This is a genomic window from Limnothrix sp. HT2024 (assembly GCF_059138625.1).
The window spans coordinates 3,770,887-3,797,834 of the sequence record NZ_CM181121.1 but is presented as its reverse complement, the minus strand read 5'-3'; the positions used below and the strand labels follow the sequence as shown (position 1 = coordinate 3,797,834).

The following is a 26,948-nucleotide window of genomic DNA, read 5'->3' as shown; positions in this document are numbered from 1 at the left end:
AACCCTAATCAGCCTGAACATAGTGATCAATCGCTTCTAGAATCGAGACCTGCATCGCAACACCCTGCCCTGCCGCTTGATAACCCTGAATCGAGTAACGAACTGCTTGCTCTACAGGCCATTTAGGCCGCCACTGCAAGCGAGATCGGGCTTTGCTCGAATCTAGTTGTAACATCCTAGCCTCATGGTGCAAGGGATCAATACCAGCAATCTCGATTGATCCTCCCCAGTACTCAGCCGCCAGTCGCGCTACCTCTTCCACCGTACGCGAATCAGACTTGCTGGGCCCAAAATTCCAAGCCTCGCAGAAGTCTTCCGCATTCTCACCCAAAAGTTTCTCCGCCAGAACTAAGTAACCTGATAAAGGCTCAAGAACATGCTGCCAGGGGCGTACTGCATGAGGGTATCGCAGCTTCAAAGGCTGCCCCTCCTGAAACGCACGTACGCAATCAGGAAGCAATCGCCCTGTGGCCCAATCACCTCCGCCAATCACATTACCTGCGCGAGCTGTCGCCACCGCAATCCCTTCAGATCGAAGGAAACTGGCTCGATATGCTGCTACTAACAGCTCAGCACAAGCCTTGCTGCTGCTATAAGGATCAGTCCCTCCAAGAGCGTCTATTTCGCGATAAGGATAGACCCACTCATGATTCTCGTAGCATTTATCCGTTGTCACGACGACAACTGCCCGAACTGAGCCTGCCTTGCGAGCTGCCTCCAGCACATGGGCTGTGCCCATTATGTTCACCGCATAGGTCTCAACTGGGGACTCATAACCATAATTCACAAGAGGCTGAGCGGCCAGGTGAAAAATTACAGTCGGTTGGATTTGACAAATTGCCGCTTCAGTCACACCAAGATCCCGAATGTCAGCCCTCAAGTCTACTTCAAGGAGACCCTCGACACCCGCTTCTTGGTAAAGACTCGGGTTAGTTGGTGGGTCAAGTGCTAAGCCAGAAACCCTTGCCCCTAACTGATGAAGCCACAGGCAAAGCCAAGCTCCCTTGAAGCCTGTGTGTCCCGTGACCAAGACCGATTGTTCTTGCCAAATAGCGGGGCTAGGATTCATGGCCAAACTTTCCAGGGCGCTTCGCCCGAGTCCCAAAGCTGCTCCAGGTAGACCTTATCTCGCAGAGTATCCATTGGCAACCAAAAACCATGGTGATCAAACGCTTGCAGTTGACCTTCCGCAGCCAGAGAGGCAAGCGGTTCCCCTTCCCAACTGGTGAGATCACCCTGAATATAATTGATTACTTGAGGGGATAAAACAAAAAATCCACCATTGATGCGCCCTCCGTCACCCTTAGGTTTTTCTAGAAAACCCCTTACTTGATCGCCTTCGCGTTCTAGTGCTCCATAGCGCCCAGGAGGCTGTACTGCCGTAACCGTGGCAAGCTTGCCATGTTGCCGATGAAAGGCAACAGAGGCAGTAATATCAATATCCGCGACCCCATCTCCGTATGTAAAGCAAAATTCAACCTCATTCTTTAGGTAGTTAGAAACACGTTTCAATCGCCCACCAGTCAATGTATTTTCTCCAGTGTCTACTAGCGTTACTCGCCATGGTTCAGCATAGCGATAATGAACTTCCATTACATTTTTTGTTATATCAAAAGTCACATCAGAGGTGTGCAAGAAATAATTAGCAAAATACTCTTTAATCACATATCCCTTATATCCACAGCAAATAATAAAATCGTTGATGTCATGGGCTGAATAGATTTTCATAATGTGCCAAAGGATTGGCTTCCCACCAATTTCGACCATCGGTTTTGGTCTTAGGTAGGTTTCTTCACTGATTCGGGTGCCTAGTCCACCTGCTAAAATTACGCATTTCATTGCTTTCAAACTTGTTATATAGATAGGACTCAATCGAGAGATAGGACTCAATCGAGGTTTTTGGATGGCTCAAAAATGGGCTTTGTAATATTCAGTCAGCTATTCAACACAACAGGAATTTCTCAAGAGCTGGCGATCATATTGATGTGATTCAACATGGCTTTTCAATGACAAGCTAAATGCTTACTTAGCACGAAAGCGAAGTAGCTGGATCACTGCAATGGTGTAGACCGGGGAAACCAAGCTCAAGTTGGGTTGGGGGCGATCGGGCGATCGCAAAGTTGGCGGGGGGGCGTAGCATGGAAGGGTGAGTGTTTTTCCTTCGCCGCTGGTTTCATTGCAGTCGGGGTGCTGGTTCAAGCTGATTTGTGGCGCGAGTTTCCAGCATTTGCCGGCCATCCGGACTCTGGCCCTGGTTTATGGGCTAGCGGGGGCTGACTGTGTGGATGTGGCTGCTGATCCGGCGGTGATTGCGGCAGCACGATCGGGCTTGGAGGTTGTCCAGTCTCGATCGGGTCGATCGCCCTGGCTAATGGTTAGCCTGAACGACGGTGAAGACCCCCACTTTCGCAAAGCCCAGTTTAACCCAACTCAGTGCCCTAGTGATTGCTCTCGGCCCTGCGAGCGGGTTTGTCCGACGGGGGCGATCGACCTGGGCGGCGTAACCGAAAGCCTTTGCTATGGTTGCGGCCGCTGTTTAAATATTTGCCCGCTGGATTTGATTGGGGCGCGATCCTATGTGTCCACCCCCAGCGCGATCGCCTCGCTGGTGTTGCCCCTGGGCGTGGAGGCGATCGAGATCCATACGGTCTCGGGTCGCTATGATGATTTTGCGCGGCTGTGGCGATCAGTGGAACCCCACCTCGATCGGTTGCAGTTGGTGGCGGTCAGTTGTCCCGATGGCCCGGATTTGGCAGATTACTTGCAATCGCTCTACGACCTGATGGCTCCCGGCTTGCGAGCGGCCGGTTGCGCCCTGATTTGGCAAACGGACGGGCGGCCCATGAGTGGCGACATTGGCGCAGGGGCCACGCGAGCGGCGATCGCCCTGGGTCAAAAAGTATTGCAATTGGGCTTACCCGGCTTTGTGCAGTTGGCCGGCGGCACGAACGATCGCACCGTGCCCAAGCTCCGAGATTTAGATCTGTTGGGGCCCGATCGCCTGGCCGGCGTGGCCTATGGCAGCTATGCCCGATCGCACCTGAAACCCGTGACCGATCGGCTAGAGGCCCTGGAACTGGCAGCGGGCCAAGCCGTGCCGATCGAAACCCAACCGGAATTACTGGCCGAAGCGTTAGCCCTGGCGAAACCATTGTTTGCTCCGCTCAAAGCTCCCCATGCTGCGATCCCGCTGGCAGCGTTGCCGCCTTAGTCTGTGGCTAGGTTTGTAGCGTTGCCTTGCTCCGAGTCCAACTTGCCGCGCCCTCTTGCTGTTAATTAGCTCTTATGGTGATGTTTCCCGATACTGGCGATCGTCCCGTGACTTTGCAAACCGCCCAACAAGTTAAGGAAGGAACTGACTTGGCAGCAATGGCTGATTCCGCTGGCGCACCGGCTGCGGGCCGAGAGGCGATCGATCTGGGTCGCACGCGCAGCACCGATGACCTGAGCCAACTCCTGGGCATCTTGCCGCCCCACCTGCGGAAAGTGTTAGAGCATCACCCGGATTTGCATCAGTTGGTGGAAGTGGTGATGGACTTTGGGCGGTTGCCCGAGGCTCGCTTCCCCGGTGCGCGGACTGAAAATTTGAGCGATAACCCCGTCACCCGCGATGATTTGGACTATGCGGTGGCGCGGGTCGGTCACTTTGGCGGCGACAACCGGGCGGGCATCGAACAAACCCTGCACCGGATCAGCGCCATCCGCAATCGTCGGGGCGATGTGATTGGTCTGACCTGTCGGGTGGGGCGGGCCGTGTTCGGGACGATCGCCACGATTCGCGATCTGGTGGAAAGCGGCAAGTCGATTTTGATGTTGGGGCGACCCGGCGTGGGCAAAACCACGGCCTTGCGGGAAATTGCTCGCGTGCTGGCCGATGAGTTGCAAAAGCGCGTGGTGATTATCGACACCTCCAACGAAATTGCGGGCGATGGGGATGTGCCCCACCCGGCGATCGGGCGGGCCCGGCGGATGCAGGTGGCCGAACCGGAATTGCAGCACAAGGTGATGATCGAGGCGGTGGAAAACCACATGCCGCAAGTCATCGTAATCGACGAAATCGGCACGGAGCTAGAAGCCCTCGCAGCCCGGACGATCGCCGAACGCGGCGTGCAACTGGTGGGCACGGCCCACGGCAACCAGTTGGCCAACTTGATCAAAAACCCCACCCTCTCGGATTTGGTCGGCGGCATCCAGTCCGTGACCTTGGGCGACGAAGAAGCCCGGCGGCGCGGCTCCCAAAAAACCGTCTTGGAACGCAAGGCTCCGCCGACCTTTGAGGTAGCGGTGGAAATGCAGGAGCGCAGCCGTTGGGTGGTGCATGAGGACGTGGCCACCACGGTCGATTCCCTGTTGCGCGGCCGGATTCCCGAGCGGCAGGTGCGCACCATCAGCGATACGGGCAAGGTGACCATTACCCACGAGCTGCCGGAAGCGGAAACAGCCGGACCCGATCGCTCCCTGGCCCCGGCGGGCCGCAACGGTGGCCCCAGCAAGGGCGATCGCGGCTGGCGATCGAGCGGGCAAATGACCCCGGTGCCGCCCAACCGGCGGGTGGTGGTGCCCCTGGGAGCTGCCACCCCCCATGAGGAATTCGCCCAACTGCTCGATCGCACAGACTACAGCCCCCGGGCGATCGACGAGACCGACGACCTGAAGCAAAACGGTTATCTCTACGTCTATCCCTACGCCGTCAGCCGCCACCAGTTGGAGCAAGCGATTCGGTTGCTAAATTTGCCGGTGGTTTTGACCAAGGAACTGGACACGGCCGATGCGGTGCTGGCCCTGCGCACCCACTTGAAAAATCACACCAAATTGCGGCACCTAGCCAAAACCCGCCAACTGCCGATCTATATTCTGAAGTCCAACAGCACGGCCCACATTGCCCGCACCCTGCGCCGGATCCTGAAGCTGGACGATGAGGGCGGCGAGGTGGAACCGGTAGATCTGCGGTTGTTTGCGGACAATGCCAGCGATGACGAGCTGGAGGCCCTCGAAGAAGCGCGGCTGGCGGTGGAAAACATCGTGATTCCCAAGGGGCAGCCGGTGGAACTGTTGCCGCGATCGGCCCATGTGCGCAAAATGCAGCACGAGCTAATCGAGCATTACAAACTCACCTCCACCAGCTTTGGCGAAGAACCCAACCGCCGCCTGCGGATCTTCCCGGCTTAGGACAGGCGGTCAAATCGCCCAAAACCCTGATTCCATCGTCACGCAATCGCGAGGAACCAAGGAGCAACAGGCGATCATCGCAGAAGATCACCACAGACAAGGGGCTTAAGCCCCTTGTTACAGCAATGGGGGCTATTCAACAGTGATTGATTTCCTCAAAAACGCTCAAAAACTATCCAAAGCGCTACAATGATCTCATGGCATATATCCCCCTCAGAAAAGCGGTCGAATTTCTGGGATTGAGTACCACAACGCTACGGAAGTACGCAGATGAAGGCAAGATCAAAAGCATCCGAACCCCCTCAGGGCAAAGGCTTTTTGACGTTGAATCATTCCAGCGAGGGCAGAATGGTTCAGCAACTTCAATTGCCGTTGTTTGCTATTGCCGCGTCAGCTCAAACAAGCAACGCGACGATCTCGCAAGACAAGTCCAGTTCATGCGAGATCGCTATCCCAGTGCCGAAATCATCCAAGACATCGGCTCAGGACTCAACTTCAAGCGCAAAGGACTGCAATCCCTACTGGTCAGACTTATGCGCGGTGATCAGCTCCAAATTGTGGTTACCTGCCGCGATCGGCTCTGCCGATTTGGATTCGAGCTGTTCGAGTTCATGGCTCAACAAAACGGTGGCGAACTCTTGGTTCTCGACCAATCTGTTCACTGCCCAGAGTCCGAACTCACAGCCGATCTGCTCGCCATCCTGCATGTCTTCTCCTGTCGAATGCACGGACTCAGAAGCTACCGGAAGGCGATCCAGGAAGATCCGAATCTTCCTAAACCCTGAACAAAAGGCGCTCCTGAAACAATGGTTTGGCGTTTCTAGATATGTCTACAACGCCACCATTAAGCATCTTCAGGAGCCGGGAACCAAAGCAAATTGGATGGCAGTGGCTCCCATTGTTTTGGGCGCGCTACCTGAATGGGCCAAGTCAGTTCCCTACCAAATTAAAAAGATTGCGGTCAAGGATGCTTGCACTGTCGTTCGCGAAGCCAAGAAAGGCTTCAAAAAGGATGGGCAGATTCGCAAGTGTCGTTTTCGCAGTCGCAAGGATCGACAGCAGACGATCTACATTCCCAAGTCGGCAATCAGCGCCAATGGTGTTTATCACACGATCTTGGGGAAATGTCGCCTGAAAGAGTCGCTTCCTAATGGCTTCAGTGATGGACGGTTGACGCTTGCCTATGGTGAGTATTACCTGATCACCTCTGAAGAAGTGCAACCGCGACCGCCCGAAAACCAAGGGCGGGTGGTTGCCTTAGATCCCGGTGTTCGCACGTTCATGACTTTCTTTGCTGAGTCATCCTATGGGTGGATTGGCAATGACTCGAATTTGCTGATTCAAAAGCTGTGCTTCAAGTTGGATCGGTTGATCTCTAGAATCAGCAAAGCACCATCCAATCAAAAGCGCCGCCTCAAAAAAGCCGCCGATCGCTTGCGTTGTAAAGTACAGCATTTGGTGAAAGAACTTCACCACAAAACCGCACGGTTTCTAACTGAAAACTTCGATGTGATTTTGCTGCCCAGTTTTGAATCTTCTCAAATGGTGAGCAAATCGCGTCGCAAGATCAAGTCGAAAACCGTGCGGCAAATGCTGACGCTATCGCATTACCAGTTCAAGAAACATTTGGAGTGGAAAGCTTGGGAACTGGGCAAGGTTGCCCTGACCAATATCAATGAAGCCTATACTTCCAAAACCGTTTCGTGGACAGGTGAAATCGTCAAGATTGGCGGCTCTCGGGTCATTCAATCTAAAGTCGATGGACGCTCCATGAATCGAGATCTAAATGGTGCTCGTGGGATCTTCCTGCGGGCATTGGTTGATACGCCTTGGTTGAGACAATCTCTCAACTTATGCGTTTGTTAGCTTCCCGCAGGGTTTGCTAGCGAAAAAGTATCGGCGAGGATTGATCATCAGTCTCCTCGGCAACTCAGTCCCCGGTAAGTTAGTCCCCGAAAATTCAAACCGGCCTCAAAAAAATACAAAAAACAAGTCGAGTGTTTCACCTATGGCTCTCTCTCGTCGTGCGCTAATTCGGCAATCCTTGGCTGCGGCTGCGGGCTTCACTCTGGCTGATTGGCTGCTGTGGGGACAAGATCGGGCGATCGCCGCCCCGATCGCCCAAACCACCCCGACCGTACCCGAAATTTTCAAAGTACCGCCCTTACCCTACGCCTACGACGCGCTGCAACCGACCATCGATCGGGAAACGATGGAGTTTCACCACGACAAGCACCACGCCGCCTATGTCAAAAACTTGAACACCGCGATCGCGCCTTACCCCGAGCTGCACAAGCGCTCGATCGAAGATCTGATCAGCAATCTTGACGCGCTGCCCGCCAACATTCGCGCCGCCGTTCGCAACAATGGCGGCGGTCACGACAACCACAGCCTATTTTGGGAAAGCATGGGCCCCAACGCGGGCGGTCAACCCACGGGGGCGATCGCCCGGGCCATTACAGACACCTTTGGCAGCTTTGAAGCCATGCAAACCGCATTCAACCAGGCGGGAGCCAAGCGCTTTGGCAGTGGCTGGGCTTGGCTAGTGCTCGATCGCCAAGGAAAACTCACCGTCACCAGCACCGCCAACCAAGACAGCCCGCGCATGGAAGGCCAAATTCCCCTGCTCGGCAATGATGTTTGGGAACATGCCTACTACTTGAACTATCGCAACCGGCGCGATCAGTATCTCCAGCAGTGGTGGAATGTGGTGAACTGGCCGGTGATTAACCAGCGCTACGAAGCCGCTCAAGCCGCTTAAAACTCACAGGTCGCGGCGCATTGATTTTCCATGCCCTAGTCGTCGCAACAAGGGCATGGAAGATCAACTGTTTCAGCATCATCTCGAAATAATGACGACAGGCCCTAAGCCCCTTGTTACGACCATTAGGGCACGGAAAATCAACCGTTTCAGCCTCACCTCGAATAATGACGACACCCCCTAGGCCCCTTGTCCCCTGAGATTTGGCACAGTTTCTGGGGATTTGAGGCCCCAAACTCGATGCCTAAAACACCTCTAGGTTTAAGACATAGCGACCCAAAGGCAAATTCTGGGCCCAAAGCTCATATTCCAAACGCACCCAATCGGGAACCGGCCGGCCCGACAGGGTGAGGCTGCGGGTGAAGTTGCGGAGGCGAATTTGTTCGTAGCCCTGATCTGTGGCTTCCTGGAGCCAATAGCGACTGATGCCATAGACCCCCCGTTCCCACAGGTGGCGGTAATGGAAACCGCTGGCGCTTTGCATGGTTAACACAGCCCGCTGAGGGGAAAGTTCCAACCACAGGCTGCGATCGCCCTGGGGTTCCGCATTGGCCGCATAACCGGGCATCAGCACCGGCTCGATCGCCTTTACTGCCGGTTCCGCCAGCAGAATATGGAAGCGATCGCGCTCGTTTTCGTAAATCGTGGCGGAAGTTTCGATCGAGGCGGCCGTTGGTAAATCTAACGACAACAGCGACAGGCTAATCGGACGGCGGTGACGAATCGGCGACATAGGTTGCAGCCTTGTTGGCTCAGGAGAAGCATCACGCGCAAAACCCGGAAAGCGATAGGATTGTCGGGCGAGCCTGGGCGATGGGTTTGCCAAGCCCCTAGGGCCCGGTAAGCCAATTACTGCCGAGGGCAATTTTGCCTGCGGCCATTCTCCCGGCGCGATCGCGAGTCCGAACCCTGTCGATCTTCCGATGCTTCACCCGATCGTAACATCCGAATTTGTAAACGCCCGCCAACGGCTGATCCTTTCTCCCACCGCCGAGGGCTGCCCCCTCGTGGGTCGCGTGCGGATCCCCGGCGACAAGTCCATTTCCCACCGGGCCCTGATGCTAGGGGCCTTGGCAGAAGGGGAAACAACCATTGAGGGCCTGTTGTTAGGCGAAGATCCCCGCAGTACCGCCGCCTGCTTCCGAGCCTTGGGAGCCGAAATCAGCGATCTGAACACCGATCGGGTAACCGTGCGCGGCATTGGGATCGGCAATCTTCAGGAGCCGATCGGGGTGTTGGATGCGGGCAACTCGGGCACAACCCTGCGGCTGATGTTAGGCATTTTGGCTTCCCATCCCGATCGTTTTTTTACCATTACGGGCGATGACTCCCTGCGATCGCGGCCCATGGGTCGGGTCGTGAAGCCCCTGACCATGATGGGGGCACAAATTTGGGGCCGTCGTGACAACACCCTCGCGCCCCTGGCCGTGCGGGGCCAATCCCTAAAACCCATTCATTACCAATCCCCGATCGCCTCGGCCCAGGTAAAATCCTGCATTCTGCTGGCGGGGTTGATGACCGAAGGACAAACCACCGTCAGTGAACCGGCTCTGTCGCGCGACCACAGTGAGCGGATGTTGCGGGCGTTTGGGGCGGAAGTGATCGTGGATCCGGAGACCATTAGCGCCACGGTAGTTGGCCCGGCCAAGCTCCAGGGCCAACGGGTGATCGTGCCTGGGGATATCAGTTCAGCGGCCTTTTGGTTGGTGGCGGCGGCGATCGTGCCTGGCTCTGACCTGACGATCGAGAACGTGGGCATTAACCCCACGCGCACCGGTATTTTGGACGTGCTGCACCAGATGGGAGCCAACATCACCCTCGAAAACGAGCGGGATGCAGCGGGCGAACCGGTGGCAGATTTGCGGGTGCGCTATGGGCCCCTCACCGGTTGCGAAATTGGCGGGGCCCTGATTCCTCGGTTGGTGGACGAAATTCCCATTTTGGCCGTGGCGGCAACCGTGGCCCAGGGCAAAACCGTGATTCGCGATGCGGAAGAGTTACGAGTGAAGGAGAGCGATCGCCTGGCGGTGATGGCAGCGGCCCTGCAAAAAATGGGGGCCCAGGTGACGGAGCAGCCGGATGGGCTGGAAATTATCGGCCCGGTGCAACTGCGAGGGGCCGATGTGGACAGCCACACGGATCATCGGATTGCCATGAGCCTGGCGATCGCGGCGTTGGTGGCCCAAGGAACCACCACCATCGATCGGGCAGAGGCGGCGGCCATTTCCTACCCGGACTTTGTGCCCACCCTGGAGCGGCTCACCCAAGGTTAATCGGCCTTCAAGTGGATCGAACCGATCGATCGGGCGGGTGAGCCAGTTATGGTGAGCCAGTGATATTGATCGAGCAGATTAATCAGGCAAATTAATCAAGCCGAGTTTGATCGCGCCCCAACCGCCAGGCTGCGGCGCGTGATTTCCAAATACACCGCCTCCAGACCCACGGGCTGGCGGGCCAAACCATCGATCGGCAGGCCCGCCAGCCGCTCCAGCAACTCCGGCAAACTGAGGGACTCCGGCAACCACAACACCAATTCCCCCCCAGCTTCTCGCCAAGGCCAGCCCAGTTGCTCCACCCGTTCGATCGTCCCGGCGCGATCGGCTGTCGTGACCCGCACCAACTCAGCGGCGGGAATGGTCGATCGCAGCTCCGCCAAAGTTCCCTCCAGCGCGATCGCCCCCTGACTCAAAATTCCAATTCGATCGCACAGGCGCTCCGCCTCCTCCAGCAAATGGGTGGTCAGCAGCACTGTCAAACCCTGCTTTTTCAGATCCCGAATCATGGCCCACAGGTCATAGCGGGCTTCCAAGTCCAAACCCGCTGTGGGTTCATCCAAAATCACCAACTTGGGCCGATGCACCAGGGCGATCGCCACATTCAACCGCCGCTGCATCCCGCCGCTGAGGGTTTCCACGGGACTATCAGCGCGATCGGTTAAGCCCACCCAAGCCAAACATTGAGCCAAACGCGATCGCCGCTCCGATCGCCGCAAACCATACAAGCTGGCAAAAAAATCTAAATTCTCAGCACAGGTCAGACTTTTATAGAGCAAGTTTTCCTGGGGGGCAATTCCCAACCAATGGCGGGGAGCCTGGGCCAGAGGGCGATCGCCCAACCACAACTCACCCCCATCAGCCGCCAACAGGCGACCCAGGATATTAATCGTTGTGCTTTTGCCCGCGCCGTTGGGGCCCAGCAGCCCATAAATTTCGCCCGGTCGCAAGGACAAACTCAGTCCTCGCAATACCGGGCGATCGTCATAGGATTTAGTTAACCGTTCAATTCGCAACATGCTGCGCTGAACCCATGCGGATAATAGGACTTGAACCTACACGCCTTGCGGCACTAGAACCTAAATCTAGCGCGTCTACCAATTCCGCCATATCCGCTTAAGCCCAGACATCATAGCAAAATCCCCCCACTTCGGCAATCGTCTTTGGGCAAACCCTGGATCAATGTTGGGAGAACAGGATCTTGAATCTGAGAGACTGTCTAAGAGGATGTCTGAGAAGTATCTTTCAATATGGACTGAAGATTAATTGTCGTAGGAACAAGGGGCTTAAGCCCCTTGTCTACATCGATTTCTGGGGCGTACAGAGTAGCAATTTTGGCTTTTCAGACATCCTCTGACGATTCAACCATCTTTTTAGAATCTTTCTAGAACTAATCTTAATGATGAAGATTGATTGAAATGCAGCATTAACGCGGTTCATTTCTTAGCAGTCCCGGCTGCCCCGATCATGTTACCTTTCATCCTAAATACAGGAACTGATTCACCCTCAAATCTCCCAGAGACAGAAATTGATTACCCCTCCTCTGACGGAAAGCCTGTGGCGGAAACCTATCTTCACCTCAACGCCATCATTGCCATTCTCAAAGCGCTAGAACTACACCTTAAAGGACAGCAAGCAACTGTTTTAGCCAATCAGTTCTTGTACTACAGCCAAGACCTTCCTCGGTTGCGGGTTGCTCCTGATGTGATGGTGATCTTTGGAGTAGCCCCCGGCGGCCGAGATAATTATAAGATTTGGCAAGAGGGTCAAATTCCGAGCATCATTTTTGAAGTTACTTCCAAGGGAACCCAAAGTGAAGACCAGGGGCACAAATATGCCCTCTATGAACAAATGGGTATCCAAGAATATTGGTTGTTTGATCCTAAAAATGAGTGGATTGCAGGGCAACTTCAAGGCTATCGGTTATGGGATGATCGCTACATTCCCATTGAAGACCATCGATCGCGTGTTTTAGGTTTGCAGCTCAGCGTTCAAGGTTCCCTCCTGCGTTTTGGGCAGGAAGCAACAGGAAATTTCTTACCAATTCCCGATGAGATTGGCAATTTAGTTGAGGATCTGCAAGCGGCCCAGCAACTGGCTAATCAAGAGCGACAACGAGCCGATCGCCTGGCGGAACTGTTGCGGCAACAGGGGATTGATCCCGAGGCGATCGAGTAGCCTCAGCTTGTCTTCATTTTTCTAAATTTGCTTAGTTTGGTTTTAACCGGTTTGGGTTAATTGGAGCTGATTAGAATTGATCTTCACCCATTCAAAAAAATTGGCCTAAATGAGTTACCTTGAGCGAGTTATCTGAACAGTATTTTTGATAGAGATCAAGCACCAACTACCATCGGAGCAAGGGGCTTAAGCCCCCTGTCTTCATCGATTGGTAAAACCCACAAGGTAGCAATTTAGGATTTTCAGACACCCTCTAAGCATGGTCGATCGCCTTGAGGGCGGTGTATTGGGGTTCAGCAATTTTGTTGGCTGCAAATAGGGTATCGGCAATTTCTCCAAGGGTGAGCACCGCGTGCGATCGATAGCCTTTGGCGGCCAAGCGTTCCTTGGCTCCCGTGTTGTGGTCAATGAACACCACCAAATCGGTGACCCGCAGCCCCACCGATTCCAACTTGCCAATCCCCTCGATCGCGCTTTTCCCGGAAATCAAAATGTCATCCACCACCACCGCCGTTTCGCCGGGGGTGAAATTCCCTTCCACCACCCGCTGAGTGCCGTGGGCTTTCACTTCCTTGCGCGGAAAGATCATGGGGCGATTGAGGTGCAAGGCCAAGCCGGTGGCCGTGGGCAAGGAGCCGTAGGGAATGCCGGCCAGGCGATCGAACGTTAGGGGAGCCACCCGATCGGCATAGGCCAGCAGGATTTTGTGAAAGACTTGGGGATTCGAGATGATTTGCCGCAAGTCCACGTAATAGGGAAAGGTGGCCCCGGAGGCCTGCACATAGTCACCAAACAAAATGCAGCCCAAGTCAAAGAGCTGCACAATCAATTCCGCATGGGGATGGGCGCTGGTGTTGGCGCTGGCGGGAGCGGGCAACCACAGGGGGCAGGCTTCCGCGATCGGCCCGCAAACGGCCGCCTGAGCTTGGGTGAGTCGATCGCGCAGTTGCGTAATTTGGCGGCGGGGTTCTGGGTGACTAAGGGCCGCCCGAGGCACTAACACAATCAATCCATCACCATCGGCCGCCAGGCCCGCTTGCAGGGTTTGGCGCAGATTGTCATCCAGGCGATCGCCCGTGGCCTTGTCCAGGTCTTGGCTGTAGTCCACCGTTGCCAGCCCCGCCCCTGACCAAGCCCCCCGCAACAAAATGGGCGCTTCTGGAGCCACCGCCCGCAGCCGCCGCAAAATTTCCGGATCCGCCGCTTCCAGTTCCAAGCCCATTTGGCTGGGAATGCCCCAGGTTTGCACCTCGCGGGCCAAGCTGAGGTAGCGGGGTTCGGCATCGGGGGCCGGATCTTGCAAAACACGGGCGGAGGGGTTTTCGGTGTAACACAGGGCAAACAGGGCGCGATCGGCTTGGAGCAAAAAGGGCGCGGCGTGATCTTGACCCGAAAAGGGCACGATCGTCACGGCATCTACCTGCCAGCGATCGAACGCCGTGCGGGCAAACAGGCCGCTGTTGATCCAGTCCGCATGTTTGGCATCCAAAATGACGGGCAATTCTGCTGGAATGGTGTGCCGCAACAGGTCTTCTAAGAGGGCCAAGCCTGCCGCCCCAAATAGCAAATAGGGATCGATCGCCACTTTGTAGGCACAAACCAAATCCGCCGTTTGGGCCACCAGGGTTCGCAGCCAGTCCCCCAAGGCCGTCAGGGGGCGATCGACTCCGGCCGCAATGTCGGCCACAGCCGCTTCCAAAAAGTCAGAACTCGGATCCAAACTGAGGCACAGCAAACTCCCGCGCGATTGGGTCGCCCGGTGTAATTTATCGATAAATGTCATAGGAATTGCAGGGAAATCTCAACAGAAATCTCAGAGAATGTCTGAAAAGGAGCTTAGATTATTGGCAAAACACCTGAACCCGGATCACCGGCTAAGAAGCTTTGAATTGTAGAGAGTTAGGCCCCTGCGCTCCGTCAATTGCCATACGGACAGAATGCCCCGGAGTGGCCCAGGGTTCCCTGGTTAATGGAGTAGGATAGGGGCACTTTTTCCGCTGAATACCGTTGCGGATCGGCCATGGATTGAACCTGGGGGTTGAGTTCAGGGATCTCAGTCCATGGTGCTGGCTTTGGGCGTTGCGCGCGCCGCTAAATCTTCACCCTGCGGGGCACGTTGTCGATGGAGTATTGCGAGTTTTTGCTGCAAAAGGAGGGCGATCGGGCTTGGTTGCCACTGGAGTCGCCCAGCGTCGAAGTTTTGGAAGGACGCTATCGCCTGATTGCCCGATCGAGCTATCCCGATGCGGCAGTGGAAATTCGTGTGGGCTACCAGCCGGACGGGGCGATCGGGAGCACCAGCCAACGCACCCAGTCCCGATCGGCCCAAACCAATGTCAATGGGCTGGTGGTGGTGATTCCGTTCACGGTGTTGCGGCCGGGGCTTTGGGAGTTTAGCTGTCGGCAATCGGTGGATGAGGAGGCGGATCCGACAACCACCGGGCCCACCTGGCGCTATGCGGTGACGCTGCAAGTGTTGGCCGTGGAGGCGGAAGATTGGGTGGATGTGGAACCGCAACCGGCGGCGGATGCGCTGGCTCCGGAATCCAACGGGTCAGAAGTGGCGAGTCGATCGCCCGCTGAGTTCTCTCAATCCCATGGCGTGAATGGGACTGAAGGGGCTACCGAAAAAATTGTTGGAAAAATTGTTGAAAAGGTTGTTGCAGAGGTTGCTGGAGGGGTGAACGGCGTTACTCCGGAGCCGGTGGCAGACCCGAACAGCCTGGCCGCTGCGATCGCCCCAGAAATTCCCCAGGCGACGGAACCAGAGCCGATTGCTTCAGAAATGGCTCCGACAAGCCTCCCCGAGAGCGCTCCAGAACTTCCCTCAGCGATCGATCCAAACATTACCCCAGAGCCAGTCTCTGCCAAGCCTTCATCGATTCCTCTGCCGGCCTTACCGCCCACGGAACCCTTCACGCCTCCGATCGAGCGGTTGATTCAGGTGGAAGACGATCGCCTGTTGCGCATTGCCGATCGCCTGTTGCAGCAAATGGTGGAACCGGCGGAACTGGATCCGAGCGAAGCGATCGATCCGCTGGTGGCCGCCAGCCAGCTTCCTCCCTTGCACTTACGGCTCGATCGCACCACCTACATCACCGCTTGGGGCGATCAGTTGGTGTTGCAGGGCAGCTTAGATTGGGCCGAGCCAGCCAAGGCCCCAACCCTGGCTCAACTGCCGCCCACCTTGGAATGGCGGGTAACCCTGCGGGATCCCAACAGTCAGCGGGTATTGGTGCGGTTGCGCCAGCCGATCGCCGGGTCGCGCTGGAGCCGGCCGAGCGATCGCCCCTTGCCGGGTCAGTTCACCTGCACCGTGGAATTGCCCCTGGAAGCCAGCACTTTTTTGATGTTGGGCGAGCTGGCTTTGTATCCCCACAGTTTGCCCAGCGCCGAACCCCTCACCAGCCATGCCTTCGCAGTGGCGGCCGATGCCGATGCCCTGTTGCGGGCGATCGAACCGGATTTTCGCCCAGAGGATTGCACCGAGGACGATCGGGCCCCGGCCGCGTTGCCGCACGAGTCCCTACCGTTTCGGCCCAATACCCAAGCCCCCACCAAAAAGAGCTTGGATCTGAAGTTGCTGAACTTTGTGCAACCGGCGAAAGCGCCCATGTTGCCATCCATATCGCCGTCCATGTCGCCGTCCATGGACTCCGCGCCGCCGATGCCCGAGGTTGCCCCCGAACCGATCGCAGGTGTTGAGTTGCCGGAAGCTGCCATTTTGCAAGGGTTGCCCCCCGCTGCGCCAATTCCCACCGCCAACGGCCCGGCCCCTTGGGCGATCGACCCCTTACCCAGCGAGCCTTCACCCTTTGATGCGCTGCCCAAGGGTCACCGGTTCTGGTCAAGACTCACGGCCTTGGCCGATGACCAAGATCTACGGGCCTGGATGCGGGCCCGGGGAGAAGGGGTTGCGCCCGCCCCGGAGCCACCGGATCCCGATGCGGACTGGACGGCCGGTGAAGTGCTGGTGGATGATCTGTTGCCGCTGCAAAACGGATCCAATGGCTGGTCTGCCCCGGCCAGTCCGCCACCGCCGCCCGCCGATGCCACCTTGCCGCCCACGATGCCGATTCCACAGCCCACGATCGAGCTGTTGACCCATCCCCTGGTGGCGGAAACCACGGCCACCTTGCGGTTGCGGGTGACGGAGGTGCCCTCACGACTTTGCATTAAGGTTTGGACGAGCGATCGACAAACACGCCAAATCCTGGAACCACCGCGCTGGCTGTTGGAGTTGCCCCCCAATGGGCTTGGGGAATTGGAAACCCGTGTCACCCTGACCGTGCCGGCCCTGGTGGCGGAACTGAGCATTGAGGCGGTGGTGATGGAGTTGGCGACCCACCGCGAAAGCCGCAAGACGGTGATTGTTGCGCCCGTGTTGCCCCCCGAGGCCCACCCCGATCGCCCCACGCTGGATCCATTGGCAATCAACAACCTGTTTGAGGCCCTGTCGCCCTCCCGCTGGGATTAGGGCCGGTCGCCATTTCCATCGCCGTAGGGGTTGGGTCTCCCAACCCTAACCCAGGCGATCGCTACAACCCTGTCTACCCCTGGGAACACCCAAGGATCACGGGAACTGGACGGGGAGACTCCGCCCCTACGACTGATTGGTTTGAAGAACGAGGTCATCAGGGTTTCAGGCGACTTGGGGGCGATCGGCCCCCGCGTTGGTTCAAGCGTTGGTTCAAGTGTTGATTCGCTTGTTTGTTAAAAATCTTTAGCAACCCCACGCCACACCGGAGGCCAGCTCGTACAGTTAATGGGAAATCCTCTGAATTCGATTAAGAATAAGGATCTTTTCCCATGGCAGCCTCTTTTCTTCCTGCGATTTTCGTGCCGATTGTTGGCTGGGTATTTCCTGCGGTAACAATGGCTCTGCTGTTCCTGTATATCGAAAGCGACGCTTAACAAAAAATCGTAAGCGAAGCTGTGCGTAGCCTGCCTAATTCCCCGATCATGGCCCTTCATCACAGTGAGGGCAATGACTGGGGAGATTGCAGTTTGCCTTCTCCTTGAATCGAGTTGATTAAATCCAGACCGCTGGCTGTCTAAGATAGTTAGCGGTTTTTTGCGGGCGAACAGCGCCCGAGGATCATGAGCGATCGGGTGGCGACGGCACGGTTAATTGAAGTTTTTTCCGCAATCCAGGGTGAAGGGCCGATCGTGGGCACGCGGCAACTGTTCATCCGGTTCGCCCAATGCGATCTGCGCTGTGACTATTGCGATAGCGATCGCACCTGGGTGGCTCCCGACCATTGCGACATTGAGCAAACCCCTGGCCTGCGGGATTTTGTGACCGTTGCCAATCCCGTGAGCCAGTCGCAGCTTATGGCCTGGGTGCAACAGCTCGATCGCCCCCATTTACACGACAGCATCAGCATTACGGGCGGTGAACCCTTGTTGCATGGTCGTTTTTTGCAAGATTTCTTACCGACCCTAAAGACCGTTTCCAGCCTGCCGGTTTACTTGGAAACCGGGGGCCATCGGCCACAACAGTTGGAACCCCTGTTGCCTTGGCTAGATTGGATTGGCATGGATTTGAAACTGCCCAGTGTCAGCGGCGAAACCCATTGGGAGGCCCATGGGGAGTTTTTGCGGTTGGCGGTGGAGGCGCAAAAGTGGGTGTTTGTGAAAGCGATTGTTTCCGAAGGGACCACGCTGGCGGATCTGACCCAATCGGCTGAGTTGGTGGCGGCGATCAATCCCCATTTGGTTTACGTGATGCAACCCGTTTCGCCCTTGCCCGCGCCGATTAAGCCCGACCGCCAACCGCCACAACCGCCCCAGCCGGAGCAAGTGTTGGCCTGGCAACAACACCTGAAACAGTGGTTACCGCAGGTGATTGTGATTCCACAAACCCACAAGGCGATCGGGCAACTTTGACCAGTCCTAATCGGGAATTTTGAGGGACAACTCGTAAACCGATCGCTTGGACAGGTTCAGTTGGCCGGCAATCTCACGGCTGGCGGCCGATCGACTCATCCCTTGGGCCATTCGATCGGCCAGGGCGGCGATAATCTCCGCTTCCGTGGGTTGATGGGTAACCGGGAGCACTCCGCCTAAAATCAGGACAAATTCCCCTTTGATGGGACAGGCGGGATTTTCGGGAGTCCAAGTGGCGATCGCCTCCGAGAGGGAACCGCGCCAAAACTGTTCGTAGCGCTTGGTCAGTTCCCGGGCGATCGCGATCGGCCGTTGGTCGCCGCCATGGTTGGCCAAGTCTTGCAAGGTTTCTCGCAGGCGGTGGGGCGCTTCATAAAGAATCACGGTGCGGGCCTCTTGGGCCAGTTGAGCCAGGCGATCGCGCCGTTCTTTGCCCTTGGTGGGTAAAAATCCTTCAAAACAAAAGCGATCGGTAGGTAAGCCGGAGCCAATTAGCCCCGCGATCGCCGCGCAGGCTCCCGGCACTGGCACAACGGACAACCCCGCCGCCCCGCAAGCCGCCACCAATGGCACGCCCGGATCGGAAATGCCCGGCGTACCCGCATCGCTGACCAGGGCGATCGCCTGGCCCGCCCGTAGTCGATCGAGAATTTCGGGAATCCGTTTGGTCTGGTTATGTTCGTGATAGCTCAGTTGGGGCTTGCTGATTTGGAAGTGGGCCAGCAGCTTGCCCGTGTGTCGGGTGTCTTCCGCCGCGATCGCATCCACCGCCTGCAAAATTCGCAAGGCCCGGTAGCTGATATCTTCCAAATTCCCGATCGGGGTGGCCACCAAATACAGAGTTCCCGGCTGCACCGTCGTGACTTCGCCCAAGGTGATTGGCTCCGGGGAAGGTGTTGCCGTCATCGATCGCACCTTCCCCTAAGTCAAAAAGCGATCGAGCGCCGCTTTCAGTTCCGCCAATTCCGCGTCAATGTTGCCCTCGCGCGCCGCCCGCACAATGCAAGCATTCAAGTGCTCATCCAAAATGGCCCGCGCCACCCGATCGATCGCACCACGTACCGCCGCCAACTGAATCAACACATCGGGGCAATCTCGCCCATCATTCACCATGGCCTTGATGCCGCGCACATGGCCTTCAATTCGCGACAAGCGATTCACAATTTTGCGAATTGCTTCCGGGTTGTGGGCGTGGGCGTGGGTGTGGCTATGGGACGGGCCATGGCTATGGCCGTGAGCATGGCTGGGAGCGGGATTGGAGTCGAGATGCTGGGCAGAGCTGGGGTCGGGCTGATGGGACTGGGCGGAATCGGCGGACGGGTGAGGGTGAGCGTCGGGTTGTGCAGGGTCGTGATCAGGACGATTCAAGGGATGGAACGCAGCCAGATTCAAAGGGGCAGTTTGGATTCTAACGCGACGGCTCCGGGTTTCCGAGCGATCGCACCGCTTCGAGGGCCCCGTGGGCAATTTGGGGCAGAATACTCCGATCGCGATCGCCCAAAGGCGCATCGATCGCCACCACCAGCCCAAAGGGCCGCCCATCCACCGGCTCCACATAGGCACAATCCCACCGCACCCGGCTCATCCAACCCGCCTTAGACCACAGGCGCGTGGTGGGGGGCAACCCTTCCCCCAAAAAACCGGTGACTTGGTTGTAATCCGGATCCAAGCTGGCCACGGTAGCCGGATCGAGCGATCGCGCCAGGAGGTTCATCAGTATTTGCGATCGGGCCGCCGACACCGCCACCCCACCCGCGATCGCATGGAGCAGCCGCGCCACCGCATCCGTCGTTAAATAATTGCGATTGCTGTAGTCTGCCGCCAAAAAGACTCGCTCGCGGCCATAGGGCCCATCACCCCAGGTTTTTTGGCAAACATTAATGGTTTGGAACTCTTCCCAACCGAACGATTGCAAATAGCGATTCACGATTTGTCGTTGCTGTTGCCAGGTTTCAAAGGGGCCCGCTGGCAACTCCGGGCCGCTGGTGGTTCCCGACAACACATCCACCAAATAGCTCGTGGCATCGTTACTGGAATTGACGATCGCATCATGCAGGGCCCGATCGACCTCTTCGGTGGGCGAAATCATCCCCTTTTCCAACCATTCCTGCACGGCCACCCCATAGAACAGCTTGACCACGCTGGCCGGATAAATGCGTTCCACGCCGCGATAGCTGAATCCGCGCACCGGATGGGCCCAAAAATCCGCCGGAGCCAGGGCCCCACCCGTATTCACCATGTAGGGCGGATCGTAAACCCACCAGGTCAGGGCCAATTGGTTGCGGGCTAACAGCGGATATTGGATCCACAGCCGATCGAGCAGTTGTTTTCCCAACCGCTCCAGTTCCCCATCCTGTTGATAAAAAACCATGCCTACGGTGTTTGGCGTGAACCCAACGATTCTCGCCTATGCTTGGGGCGATCGTCCTTGTTTGCACCGGAGACCTTCCATGACCCCGATCGCCCTCGATCGCGTGCTGGCTGACTTGGGCCAACCGATTCCCGATCGCCCGGAATATCGCTGCACCGAACCCCTAGACCTATTCACCCGGCCCGACGGGGAAGAACTGAGCACCCAAGTGGCTCCCGGGCGACAACTGTGGTTTCGGCAACTGTCGGCGGATTTGGCCGCGAGTTTGGCGGCTGGTGCAGGAGCTAATTTAGATTTCAGCCCAGGGGCGATCGAGGTGGTGCTTTGCGAGGATGACTATGCCGCCTGGTTGCCCCTGGCCGCCTTAGCTCACCTGGCCCCGGCCATTGGCCCCTATCGGGCCCCGATCGTGTCGCGATCGGCCATTGTCGATCGAATTCCCCAGGCGATCGCCTTTGCCCAAGCGGCCATGGCCGTTCCCCATTGCTACCTTTGGGGCGGCACGATCGCCCCTGATTATGACTGTTCTGGCCTCATTCAAGCGGCCTTTATGAGTGTGGGCATTTGGTTGCCTCGCAATTCGTATCAACAACAGGAATTCACCGAACCGGTTGAGCTAGAAAACCTTCAACCGGGCGACTTGCTCTTTTTTGGAATGCCCACCAAAACCAACCATGTGGCGCTGTATTTAGGCAAAACCATCGGGCAACATTGCTATCTGCACAGTTCTGGCTATGAACAGGGGCGGGGAAGAATTGCGGTTGATTTTTTGTCTGATCAGGGCGATCGGGTGGCGCAAGCTTATTTTTCCCAATACAAAGGAGCCGGTCGAATCCACAGCAGCTATCAACCCAGTCTCAAGGGCTAATTCACGGTTCATTCACCGATCTGCTTTGGTGCTTTGATGGCCCGCAAGCTAACGATCAACCGGCAAACTAATGATGAAACTGGCCGTAAAAGTCAAACCCAACAGCAAACAACAGAAAATTGTTGAAGAAGCCGATGGAGGGCTAACCATTTTCTTAAAATCCCCCCCGATCGATGGCAAGGCCAATCGCGAGTTAATTCAACTCCTCGCGGCCCATTTAGGCGTTAGCAAATCAGCAATCACGATCAAAGTTGGCCAAGCGGGCCGCCAAAAAATCATTGAGGTTGCAGACTAATGACAACAAGCGCTAGGGCCCTCAGGATTGGGATAGGATAAGCGCGATCGCCCCTCTTGCTCGCCATCGATTCGTGGTCGATCCATCCATCGATCCGGCATTGGGATTCAGACCAAGCCTTGAGAGCAAGCATTGGTTGAGATCACTGAGACCGTTAGACCACCCCTCTAATTCCCCATGTCGCTCCAGCTTTACAACACTCTCACCCGTCGCAAAGAACCCTTCGAGCCGATCGAGCCGGGTCGGGTGCGGATGTATTGCTGTGGCGTAACGGTCTATGACCATTGCCATTTGGGCCATGCCCGGTCGTACATCGTTTGGGATACCCTACGGCGTTTTTTGCAATGGCGGGGCTATGACGTGCGCTATGTGCAAAACTTCACCGACATTGACGACAAAATTCTTAATCGCGCCAAAAACGAAGGGGTTTCCATGCAGGCGATCGCCGATCGCTACACCGAAACCTACTTTGAAGACATGGCCCGGCTCAATATTCGGGAAGCCGATGCCTATCCCCGTGCCACCCACACCCTAAACGGCATTCAGCGCTTGATCGCTGAATTGGAAGCCAAGGGCGTGGCCTATGCGTCCGGGGGTGATGTGTATTTTGCAGTGCGTAAATTTGCGGACTATGGCAAGCTTTCCGGCCGCAAATTAGACGATCTGCAAGCCGGAGCCAGCGGCCGCACGGACGACGAAACCACCAAAAAGCAAGATCCCTTCGACTTTGCCCTTTGGAAAGGAGCCAAGCCCGACGAACCGGCCTGGGAGTCCCCTTGGGGGCCTGGTCGCCCGGGTTGGCACATTGAGTGCTCCGCCATGGTGCGCCAAGAGTTGGGCGAAAGCATTGATATCCACGTGGGGGGCGGTGATTTGATTTTTCCGCACCACGAAAACGAGATTGCCCAATCGGAAGCGGCCACGGGCCATCCCCTAGCCCGGTTCTGGTTGCACAACGGCATGGTGAACGTGGGCGGCGAGAAGATGTCGAAGTCCTTAGGCAACTTCACAACCATTCGCGCTCTGCTGGATGCGCCGGAGGGGCCCCACCCGATGGCCCTGCGGTTATTTGTGCTGCAAGGTCACTACCGCAAGCCGATGGACTTTACGGGCGAGGCGATCGAGGCGGCCAAAAATGCTTGGAACACGCTCAAGGAGGGGCTGTTGTTCGAGGGGCTAGCGGATCTCAACGGCGCGCCCACCTATGACCCCACGGCGCTCGATCGGTTCCGGGCGGCGATGGATGACGACCTGAACACGCCGGAAGCCTTGGCTGTGCTGTTTGAGCTGGCGAAGGAGCTGCGCCGGGAAAAGAATCTGCGAGTTCATGAGGGGCAATTTTCCCAGGATGCCGCCACGATCGCCCAGCAGTGGCGAACCTTGGTGCATTTGGCGGATGTGTTGGGCCTGGCGGTCACAGCGGAAGTCCCAACGGCCACTGTATCCGGCCCCAGCGATGCGGAAATTGAGGCCTTAATTGCCCAACGGACGGCCGCCCGCAAGGCCAAAAACTTTGCCGAGTCCGATCGCATCCGCGACGAGCTGAAAGCCCAGGGCATTGCGTTGATCGATCGCCCCGGTGAAACCGCCTGGCATCGAGAATAGGAGGACAACCATGGCCGATCGCGATTTGTTTCAGCGGGCCAATGCGCAGGGCATGAAGCGATTTTGTGAAGGTTGGCATCGGGCCCAAAACCAACGCTACTTGCTGCGATCGCAACTGGGGTTTAGCCAAGCCAGCACTCCTCATCGACCGGCTGTTTGTCGGGGCTGCGAAAACTATCACGGCATCGCCTACGGTTACAGCCGCGATCGACGGGCAAGGCTGATTTGCGGCATTCATCCCTTTGGCTGGTCGGGAACCGATCTTTGTCCCGATTGGCGCGGGGCGATCGAGCCGGAACTGTCCGCCACCGCCGACGATCATCGGTGACGGCCAGACGATTGATTATTAGTCATCAACCAGCCCCAACTCAGGCCATAATTCATCCCCAAAATCTCCGAAATCCAAGATCTCCGAAATATGGGAATTCAAAACATCGGTAAACGATTGCTCTTGCTATTGGGGCTGGCCCTGCTGTGGGTTTTGTTGGGAGCCTTGCCCGCCCAAGCAATGGCTAACTACAGCAAAACCAACCAGGAAGGACAAAATTTTGCCGGTGAAAACTTGGTGGGCGCAGCGTTTTTGGCCACCGATTTGCGCGATGCCAATCTGGCGGGAGCCAACTTGAGCAATGCCACCCTCACCCAGGCCACCCTGTTGCGAGCCAACTTGCAGGGGGCTGATTTAACGGGCGCTTTGATCGATCGGGCAGTGCTGGAACGGGCAGATTTAACCCAAGCGATCGCCCGTGAAGCAATTTTTACGCGCTCAATTTTGGCTGACACCGCGATCGAGGGAGCTGACTTCACCGACGCATTGATCGATCGGTATGACGTGGCCCAACTTTGCAAAATCGCCAGCGGCATCAATCAGAAAACCGGGGTCAGCACCCGCGAAAGCTTGGGTTGCGATTAGTGCTCAAACCTTCTCCGCGATCGGGCACTTCAAAGTTAGGTTCAGAGGATATCTGAGAAGTCACTGGGGATGCTTAGTAAAGCGCCGGCCATCATCGGGGCAAGGGGCTTAGGGCCTGTCGTCATTATTTCGAGGTGATGCTGAAACAGTTGATTTTCCATGCCCTAGTCGTCGCAACAAGGGGCTTAAGCCCCTTGTCCCCCACGATCCTCTAGGGTTTCGTGCTCAACGGCGACAGGCCCTAAGCCCCTTGTCTTGGTTGGTCAATGAGACCCATAAGGTAGTAGTTTTGGCGTTTCAAACATTCCTTGAAGGATTTCTTGAGGGTTTTTTTGATTTATAAGTTTTCCGAGAGCTGACTGGAATATTTTCCCGCAAGGACTCTCCTAATTAACCAAACTAGCGTTAACCAAACTAGCGTTAACCAAACTAGCGAGCTTTCCAAGTGCCACCATAGCGATAGTGCGGATTGGTGGCGCTTTGCTGTTTTTGGCAATGGGGACAGGCCAAAACCCATTGATCGGTGCGATCGACCTGGATTCGATAGCGCACCAACGAAAGCACCTGGCATAATTCACAGGGTCGTGGTTGGGGATTGGCTGTGCGACGACGCGGCATGACAATTAATAGAAGTCAACAGTAATCGGCGGCAATCAACGGCGATTCAAGACAATTTCAAGCCACTCAAATCATTTCAATTCAAATCATTTCAATCAATTTAAATCAAAGGGAACCCCGCCATTGGTTTCCCAATAGTGACGATAGAGCAATTCAAGCTGGCCGCAATGTTGGGCGATCGCCGCCACCTGCCGCCGATACAAACTCCGAAACACATTCGCCACCAGCAACGCCCCGATCGCCACCACCAAGCCCGTAGCCGTGGACACCAACGCCTCGCTCAGGCCCGAACCGATGCCCGCGCCATTGGGGCCGCCCGTGGAGCCGATGCTGTCCCAGCGCAGGGCCGCAAAGGATCCCATCAGCCCCAATACGGTTCCCAACAGACCCAACAGGGGCGCAATGCCGACGATCGTGTCGAAAGCCGTGCCAAACCGTTTGAGTTGGGGCAGTTGGGCTTGGGCGGCGCTGTCCAGGGCCAAGCGAAACTCCTCGGGGGTGGGGCGATCGAGCGTGAGCGCCGCCAGGAAAATCTGCACGATCGGCCAATCCTCTGGAGCCGATCGCAACAAACGCAGGGCGCGATCGGTATCGGGTTCCCGCCCGTACAACACCAGTGCCTCCCGAATCAGGAGCGGCTGTTCCTGGGCCAAGCGCCACCAAAACCGGCCCCGCTCCACCGCCAGGGCGATCGTGGCGATCGCACAACCCGCCAAAGGAACCATTACCGCCCCACCGGCCACAAACCATTGCCATACCGACGACATCGAGCACCTACTCCCCTTGCAACGCAGCGGGTTCATCTAGCGGCCAATCACGGCCCGTGGGCCAACAGAAATTCAGCCAAACCCAATCAACCACCAGCCTGGCCCTATGATGCCCGATTGGCGATGGCCGAGAACTAGTTGATTTGCCCCGTTTCGATCGCCCCGATCGGCCCCAGGCAATTGACTGTAGTAGGGATCGATCTTTACCATTGAGTTACATTAATGAACTGTAAAGAACTGTTGCGATTAATCAACGGTTTCCATCCTCCGGCCCCTTGATTGCCCCACAGACCAAGGGTTTTCAGTTCTTTCCCCATTCGATTTTGTCCCCCATCCTTCCGCCCTGGCTTTTGGAGCGCGTCCCTATGCAACAGGCAACACAACTGGTTTCCCGCCGCTGGTCGCAGTGGTTGACGGCCACGCTGGGATCGTTGGTGCTTTGTGCGATCGCCTGGATCGCCGCACCGGCCCCCGCCCAAGCCTTCGATAACCCCGACCTGTTGCCCAAGGAGTTCACCACCGTTGTGGACTTGGCCAACCAGTTGCCCAGTGGCCAAGAGCAAAAACTCGCCCAAACCCTGGCGGACTTCGAGGCGGAAACGGGCTGGAAACTGCGTGTTTTGACCCAATTTGACCAAACGCCCGGCCTGGCCGTGAAGCGATTTTGGGATGTGGATAACAAAACCTTGCTGGTGGTGGCCGACTCCCGGGGGGGCAACCTGCTGAACTTCAATGTGGGTGGCGATTTTTATAACGTCTTTCCGCGCACCTTTTGGATTGAGCTGCAAACCCGCTACGGCAACCAATTCTTTGTGCGCGACAACGGGGAAAATCAGGCGATCGTCCAATCCCTGGAGTCGGTGATGGGTTGTCTGCGCCAAGGGGGCTGTCAGTTTGTGCCCGGTTTGCCCCAGGAGCAATGGATCCTAACCCTGGTGACTTCGGTGCTGGGCGGTGTGATCTGTGGTTTTGCGGCCCATCCACGCAAGGCCGGCGAATGGATTTCCTGGCAATGGGCGCTGATTTTGTCGCCGCTATGGGGCATTTTGTTTATTGCCTTTGGCATTGGCCCGGTGGTGACCCGCACGGCGGACTGGTTGCCCCTGGTGCGCAATATTGCTGGATTTGCGATCGGGGCGTTGGTGGCTTTCCTGTCGCCGGTCTTTGGTCGCCCCCCGTCAGAGGCCGAAACTTAGGATCAGGCAACGAAACCCAGTTTTGGGCCTGGAGGTTTTCTGGTG

26 protein-coding genes and 1 tRNA gene are annotated in these 26,948 nt (G+C 56.7%); 16 read left to right on the top strand and 11 right to left on the bottom strand.

Annotated features, from left to right (window positions below; genetic code table 11):
• Positions 1–4 precede the first annotated feature (4 nt).
• A complete protein-coding gene (rfbG, locus tag AC2IAX_RS15505) occupies positions 5–1,069 on the bottom strand; it encodes a CDP-glucose 4,6-dehydratase (RefSeq protein WP_494388273.1) in 1,065 nt (354 codons plus the stop codon).
• Complete coding sequence (gene rfbF, locus AC2IAX_RS15500; protein WP_494390413.1) at positions 1,066–1,839, bottom strand: glucose-1-phosphate cytidylyltransferase; 774 nt, start codon at positions 1,837–1,839, stop codon at positions 1,066–1,068. Before rfbF ends, rfbG begins: the two co-directional genes overlap by 4 nt.
• 307 nt (positions 1,840–2,146) lie before the next feature.
• Here rfbF and ldpA point away from each other — a divergent pair, with 307 nt between their 5' ends.
• From ldpA to AC2IAX_RS15475, 5 genes are all read left to right on the top strand, one after another.
• The gene (gene ldpA / locus AC2IAX_RS15495) at positions 2,147–3,211 is read left to right on the top strand and encodes a circadian clock protein LdpA (RefSeq protein WP_494388272.1); all 1,065 of its coding nucleotides are present in this window, start codon (positions 2,147–2,149) and stop codon (positions 3,209–3,211) included.
• Between the two features lie 158 nt (positions 3,212–3,369).
• A complete protein-coding gene (locus AC2IAX_RS15490) occupies positions 3,370–5,169 on the top strand; it encodes a R3H domain-containing nucleic acid-binding protein (RefSeq protein WP_494390412.1) in 1,800 nt (599 codons plus the stop codon).
• A gap of 197 nt (positions 5,170–5,366) precedes the next feature.
• Positions 5,367–5,954 (top strand): IS607 family transposase, encoded by a 588-nt coding sequence (locus AC2IAX_RS15485; protein WP_494388271.1) that lies wholly within the window; start codon positions 5,367–5,369, stop codon positions 5,952–5,954.
• Entirely contained in the window at positions 5,875–7,035 is a 1,161-nt protein-coding gene (locus AC2IAX_RS15480) for an RNA-guided endonuclease InsQ/TnpB family protein (protein ID WP_494390411.1), read from the top strand. Before AC2IAX_RS15485 ends, AC2IAX_RS15480 begins: the two co-directional genes overlap by 80 nt.
• Before the next feature lie 142 nt (positions 7,036–7,177).
• Positions 7,178–7,930, top strand: coding sequence for a superoxide dismutase (locus tag AC2IAX_RS15475; protein WP_494388270.1), 753 nt, complete (start codon positions 7,178–7,180; stop codon positions 7,928–7,930).
• Between the two features lie 244 nt (positions 7,931–8,174).
• On the opposite strand, the gene AC2IAX_RS15470 is transcribed toward AC2IAX_RS15475, so the two are convergent.
• Positions 8,175–8,663, bottom strand: coding sequence for a hypothetical protein (locus AC2IAX_RS15470; RefSeq protein WP_190354167.1), 489 nt, complete (start codon positions 8,661–8,663; stop codon positions 8,175–8,177).
• A 190-nt stretch (positions 8,664–8,853) separates the two neighbouring features.
• On the opposite strand from AC2IAX_RS15470, the gene aroA reads away from it, so the two are divergent.
• Positions 8,854–10,203, top strand: a complete 1,350-nt coding sequence (gene aroA, locus AC2IAX_RS15465) for a 3-phosphoshikimate 1-carboxyvinyltransferase (protein WP_494388269.1) — start codon at positions 8,854–8,856, stop codon at positions 10,201–10,203.
• A gap of 95 nt (positions 10,204–10,298) precedes the next feature.
• Here aroA and AC2IAX_RS15460 read toward each other — a convergent pair whose 3' ends face one another.
• Positions 10,299–11,222, bottom strand: coding sequence for an ABC transporter ATP-binding protein (locus tag AC2IAX_RS15460; protein WP_494388268.1), 924 nt, complete (start codon positions 11,220–11,222; stop codon positions 10,299–10,301).
• A gap of 15 nt (positions 11,223–11,237) precedes the next feature.
• Positions 11,238–11,319 (bottom strand) — tRNA-Leu (locus tag AC2IAX_RS15455).
• 351 nt (positions 11,320–11,670) lie between these two features.
• Between AC2IAX_RS15455 and AC2IAX_RS15450 the strand changes: the two genes are divergently transcribed.
• A complete protein-coding gene (locus AC2IAX_RS15450) occupies positions 11,671–12,381 on the top strand; it encodes a Uma2 family endonuclease (RefSeq protein ID WP_494388267.1) in 711 nt (236 codons plus the stop codon).
• Positions 12,382–12,634: 253 nt separating this feature from the next.
• Here AC2IAX_RS15450 and AC2IAX_RS15445 read toward each other — a convergent pair whose 3' ends face one another.
• Positions 12,635–14,164, bottom strand: coding sequence for a phosphoribosyltransferase family protein (locus AC2IAX_RS15445; protein ID WP_494388266.1), 1,530 nt, complete (start codon positions 14,162–14,164; stop codon positions 12,635–12,637).
• Positions 14,165–14,503: 339 nt separating this feature from the next.
• Between AC2IAX_RS15445 and AC2IAX_RS15440 the strand changes: the two genes are divergently transcribed.
• From AC2IAX_RS15440 to AC2IAX_RS15430, 3 genes are all read left to right on the top strand, one after another.
• Positions 14,504–16,858, top strand: a complete 2,355-nt coding sequence (locus AC2IAX_RS15440; protein ID WP_494388265.1) for a hypothetical protein — start codon at positions 14,504–14,506, stop codon at positions 16,856–16,858.
• Between the two features lie 332 nt (positions 16,859–17,190).
• Entirely contained in the window at positions 17,191–17,295 is a 105-nt protein-coding gene (psaI, locus tag AC2IAX_RS15435; RefSeq protein WP_494388264.1) for a photosystem I reaction center subunit VIII, read from the top strand.
• 186 nt (positions 17,296–17,481) lie between these two features.
• A complete protein-coding gene (locus AC2IAX_RS15430; protein WP_494388263.1) occupies positions 17,482–18,270 on the top strand; it encodes a 7-carboxy-7-deazaguanine synthase QueE in 789 nt (262 codons plus the stop codon).
• A gap of 6 nt (positions 18,271–18,276) precedes the next feature.
• On the opposite strand, the gene rsmI is transcribed toward AC2IAX_RS15430, so the two are convergent.
• Genes rsmI through AC2IAX_RS15415 form a run of 3 tightly spaced genes read right to left on the bottom strand, consistent with a single transcriptional unit; the run spans position 18,277 to position 20,641 of the window.
• Entirely contained in the window at positions 18,277–19,176 is a 900-nt protein-coding gene (rsmI, locus tag AC2IAX_RS15425) for a 16S rRNA (cytidine(1402)-2'-O)-methyltransferase (RefSeq protein WP_494388262.1), read from the bottom strand.
• Positions 19,177–19,191: 15 nt separating this feature from the next.
• On the bottom strand, positions 19,192–19,638 hold the full coding sequence (locus AC2IAX_RS15420) for a metal-sensing transcriptional repressor (RefSeq protein WP_494388261.1): 447 nt from the start codon (positions 19,636–19,638) through the stop codon (positions 19,192–19,194).
• Between the two features lie 40 nt (positions 19,639–19,678).
• The gene (locus AC2IAX_RS15415) at positions 19,679–20,641 is read right to left on the bottom strand and encodes a serine hydrolase (protein WP_494388260.1); all 963 of its coding nucleotides are present in this window, start codon (positions 20,639–20,641) and stop codon (positions 19,679–19,681) included.
• Here AC2IAX_RS15415 and AC2IAX_RS15410 point away from each other — a divergent pair.
• The 5 genes from AC2IAX_RS15410 (at position 20,640) to AC2IAX_RS15390 (ending at position 24,322) form a co-directional block, all read left to right on the top strand.
• Complete coding sequence (locus AC2IAX_RS15410; protein WP_494388259.1) at positions 20,640–21,509, top strand: C40 family peptidase; 870 nt, start codon at positions 20,640–20,642, stop codon at positions 21,507–21,509. The two genes, AC2IAX_RS15415 and AC2IAX_RS15410, sit on opposite strands and share 2 nt — an antisense overlap.
• Positions 21,510–21,582: 73 nt before the next feature.
• Positions 21,583–21,804, top strand: a complete 222-nt coding sequence (locus AC2IAX_RS15405) for a DUF167 domain-containing protein (protein ID WP_190354158.1) — start codon at positions 21,583–21,585, stop codon at positions 21,802–21,804.
• Between the two features lie 177 nt (positions 21,805–21,981).
• Positions 21,982–23,409, top strand: a complete 1,428-nt coding sequence (gene cysS, locus AC2IAX_RS15400) for a cysteine--tRNA ligase (RefSeq protein ID WP_494388258.1) — start codon at positions 21,982–21,984, stop codon at positions 23,407–23,409.
• Between the two features lie 10 nt (positions 23,410–23,419).
• Positions 23,420–23,737 carry a hypothetical protein gene (locus tag AC2IAX_RS15395; RefSeq protein ID WP_494388257.1) on the top strand — a complete coding sequence of 106 codons (318 nt, stop codon included), beginning with the start codon at positions 23,420–23,422 and terminating at the stop codon, positions 23,735–23,737.
• A 90-nt stretch (positions 23,738–23,827) separates the two neighbouring features.
• Complete coding sequence (locus AC2IAX_RS15390; RefSeq protein WP_494388256.1) at positions 23,828–24,322, top strand: pentapeptide repeat-containing protein; 495 nt, start codon at positions 23,828–23,830, stop codon at positions 24,320–24,322.
• A gap of 429 nt (positions 24,323–24,751) precedes the next feature.
• Here the strand turns inward: AC2IAX_RS15390 and AC2IAX_RS15385 are convergent, their stop codons facing one another.
• Together AC2IAX_RS15385 and AC2IAX_RS15380 are read right to left on the bottom strand one after the other, a co-directional pair.
• Positions 24,752–24,940, bottom strand: coding sequence for a DUF8622 domain-containing protein (locus AC2IAX_RS15385; RefSeq protein ID WP_494388255.1), 189 nt, complete (start codon positions 24,938–24,940; stop codon positions 24,752–24,754).
• Between the two features lie 95 nt (positions 24,941–25,035).
• On the bottom strand, positions 25,036–25,707 hold the full coding sequence (locus tag AC2IAX_RS15380) for a MotA/TolQ/ExbB proton channel family protein (protein ID WP_494388254.1): 672 nt from the start codon (positions 25,705–25,707) through the stop codon (positions 25,036–25,038).
• Between the two features lie 365 nt (positions 25,708–26,072).
• Between AC2IAX_RS15380 and AC2IAX_RS15375 the strand changes: the two genes are divergently transcribed.
• Positions 26,073–26,903 (top strand): TPM domain-containing protein, encoded by an 831-nt coding sequence (locus AC2IAX_RS15375; RefSeq protein WP_494388253.1) that lies wholly within the window; start codon positions 26,073–26,075, stop codon positions 26,901–26,903.
• Positions 26,904–26,948 lie beyond the last annotated feature (45 nt).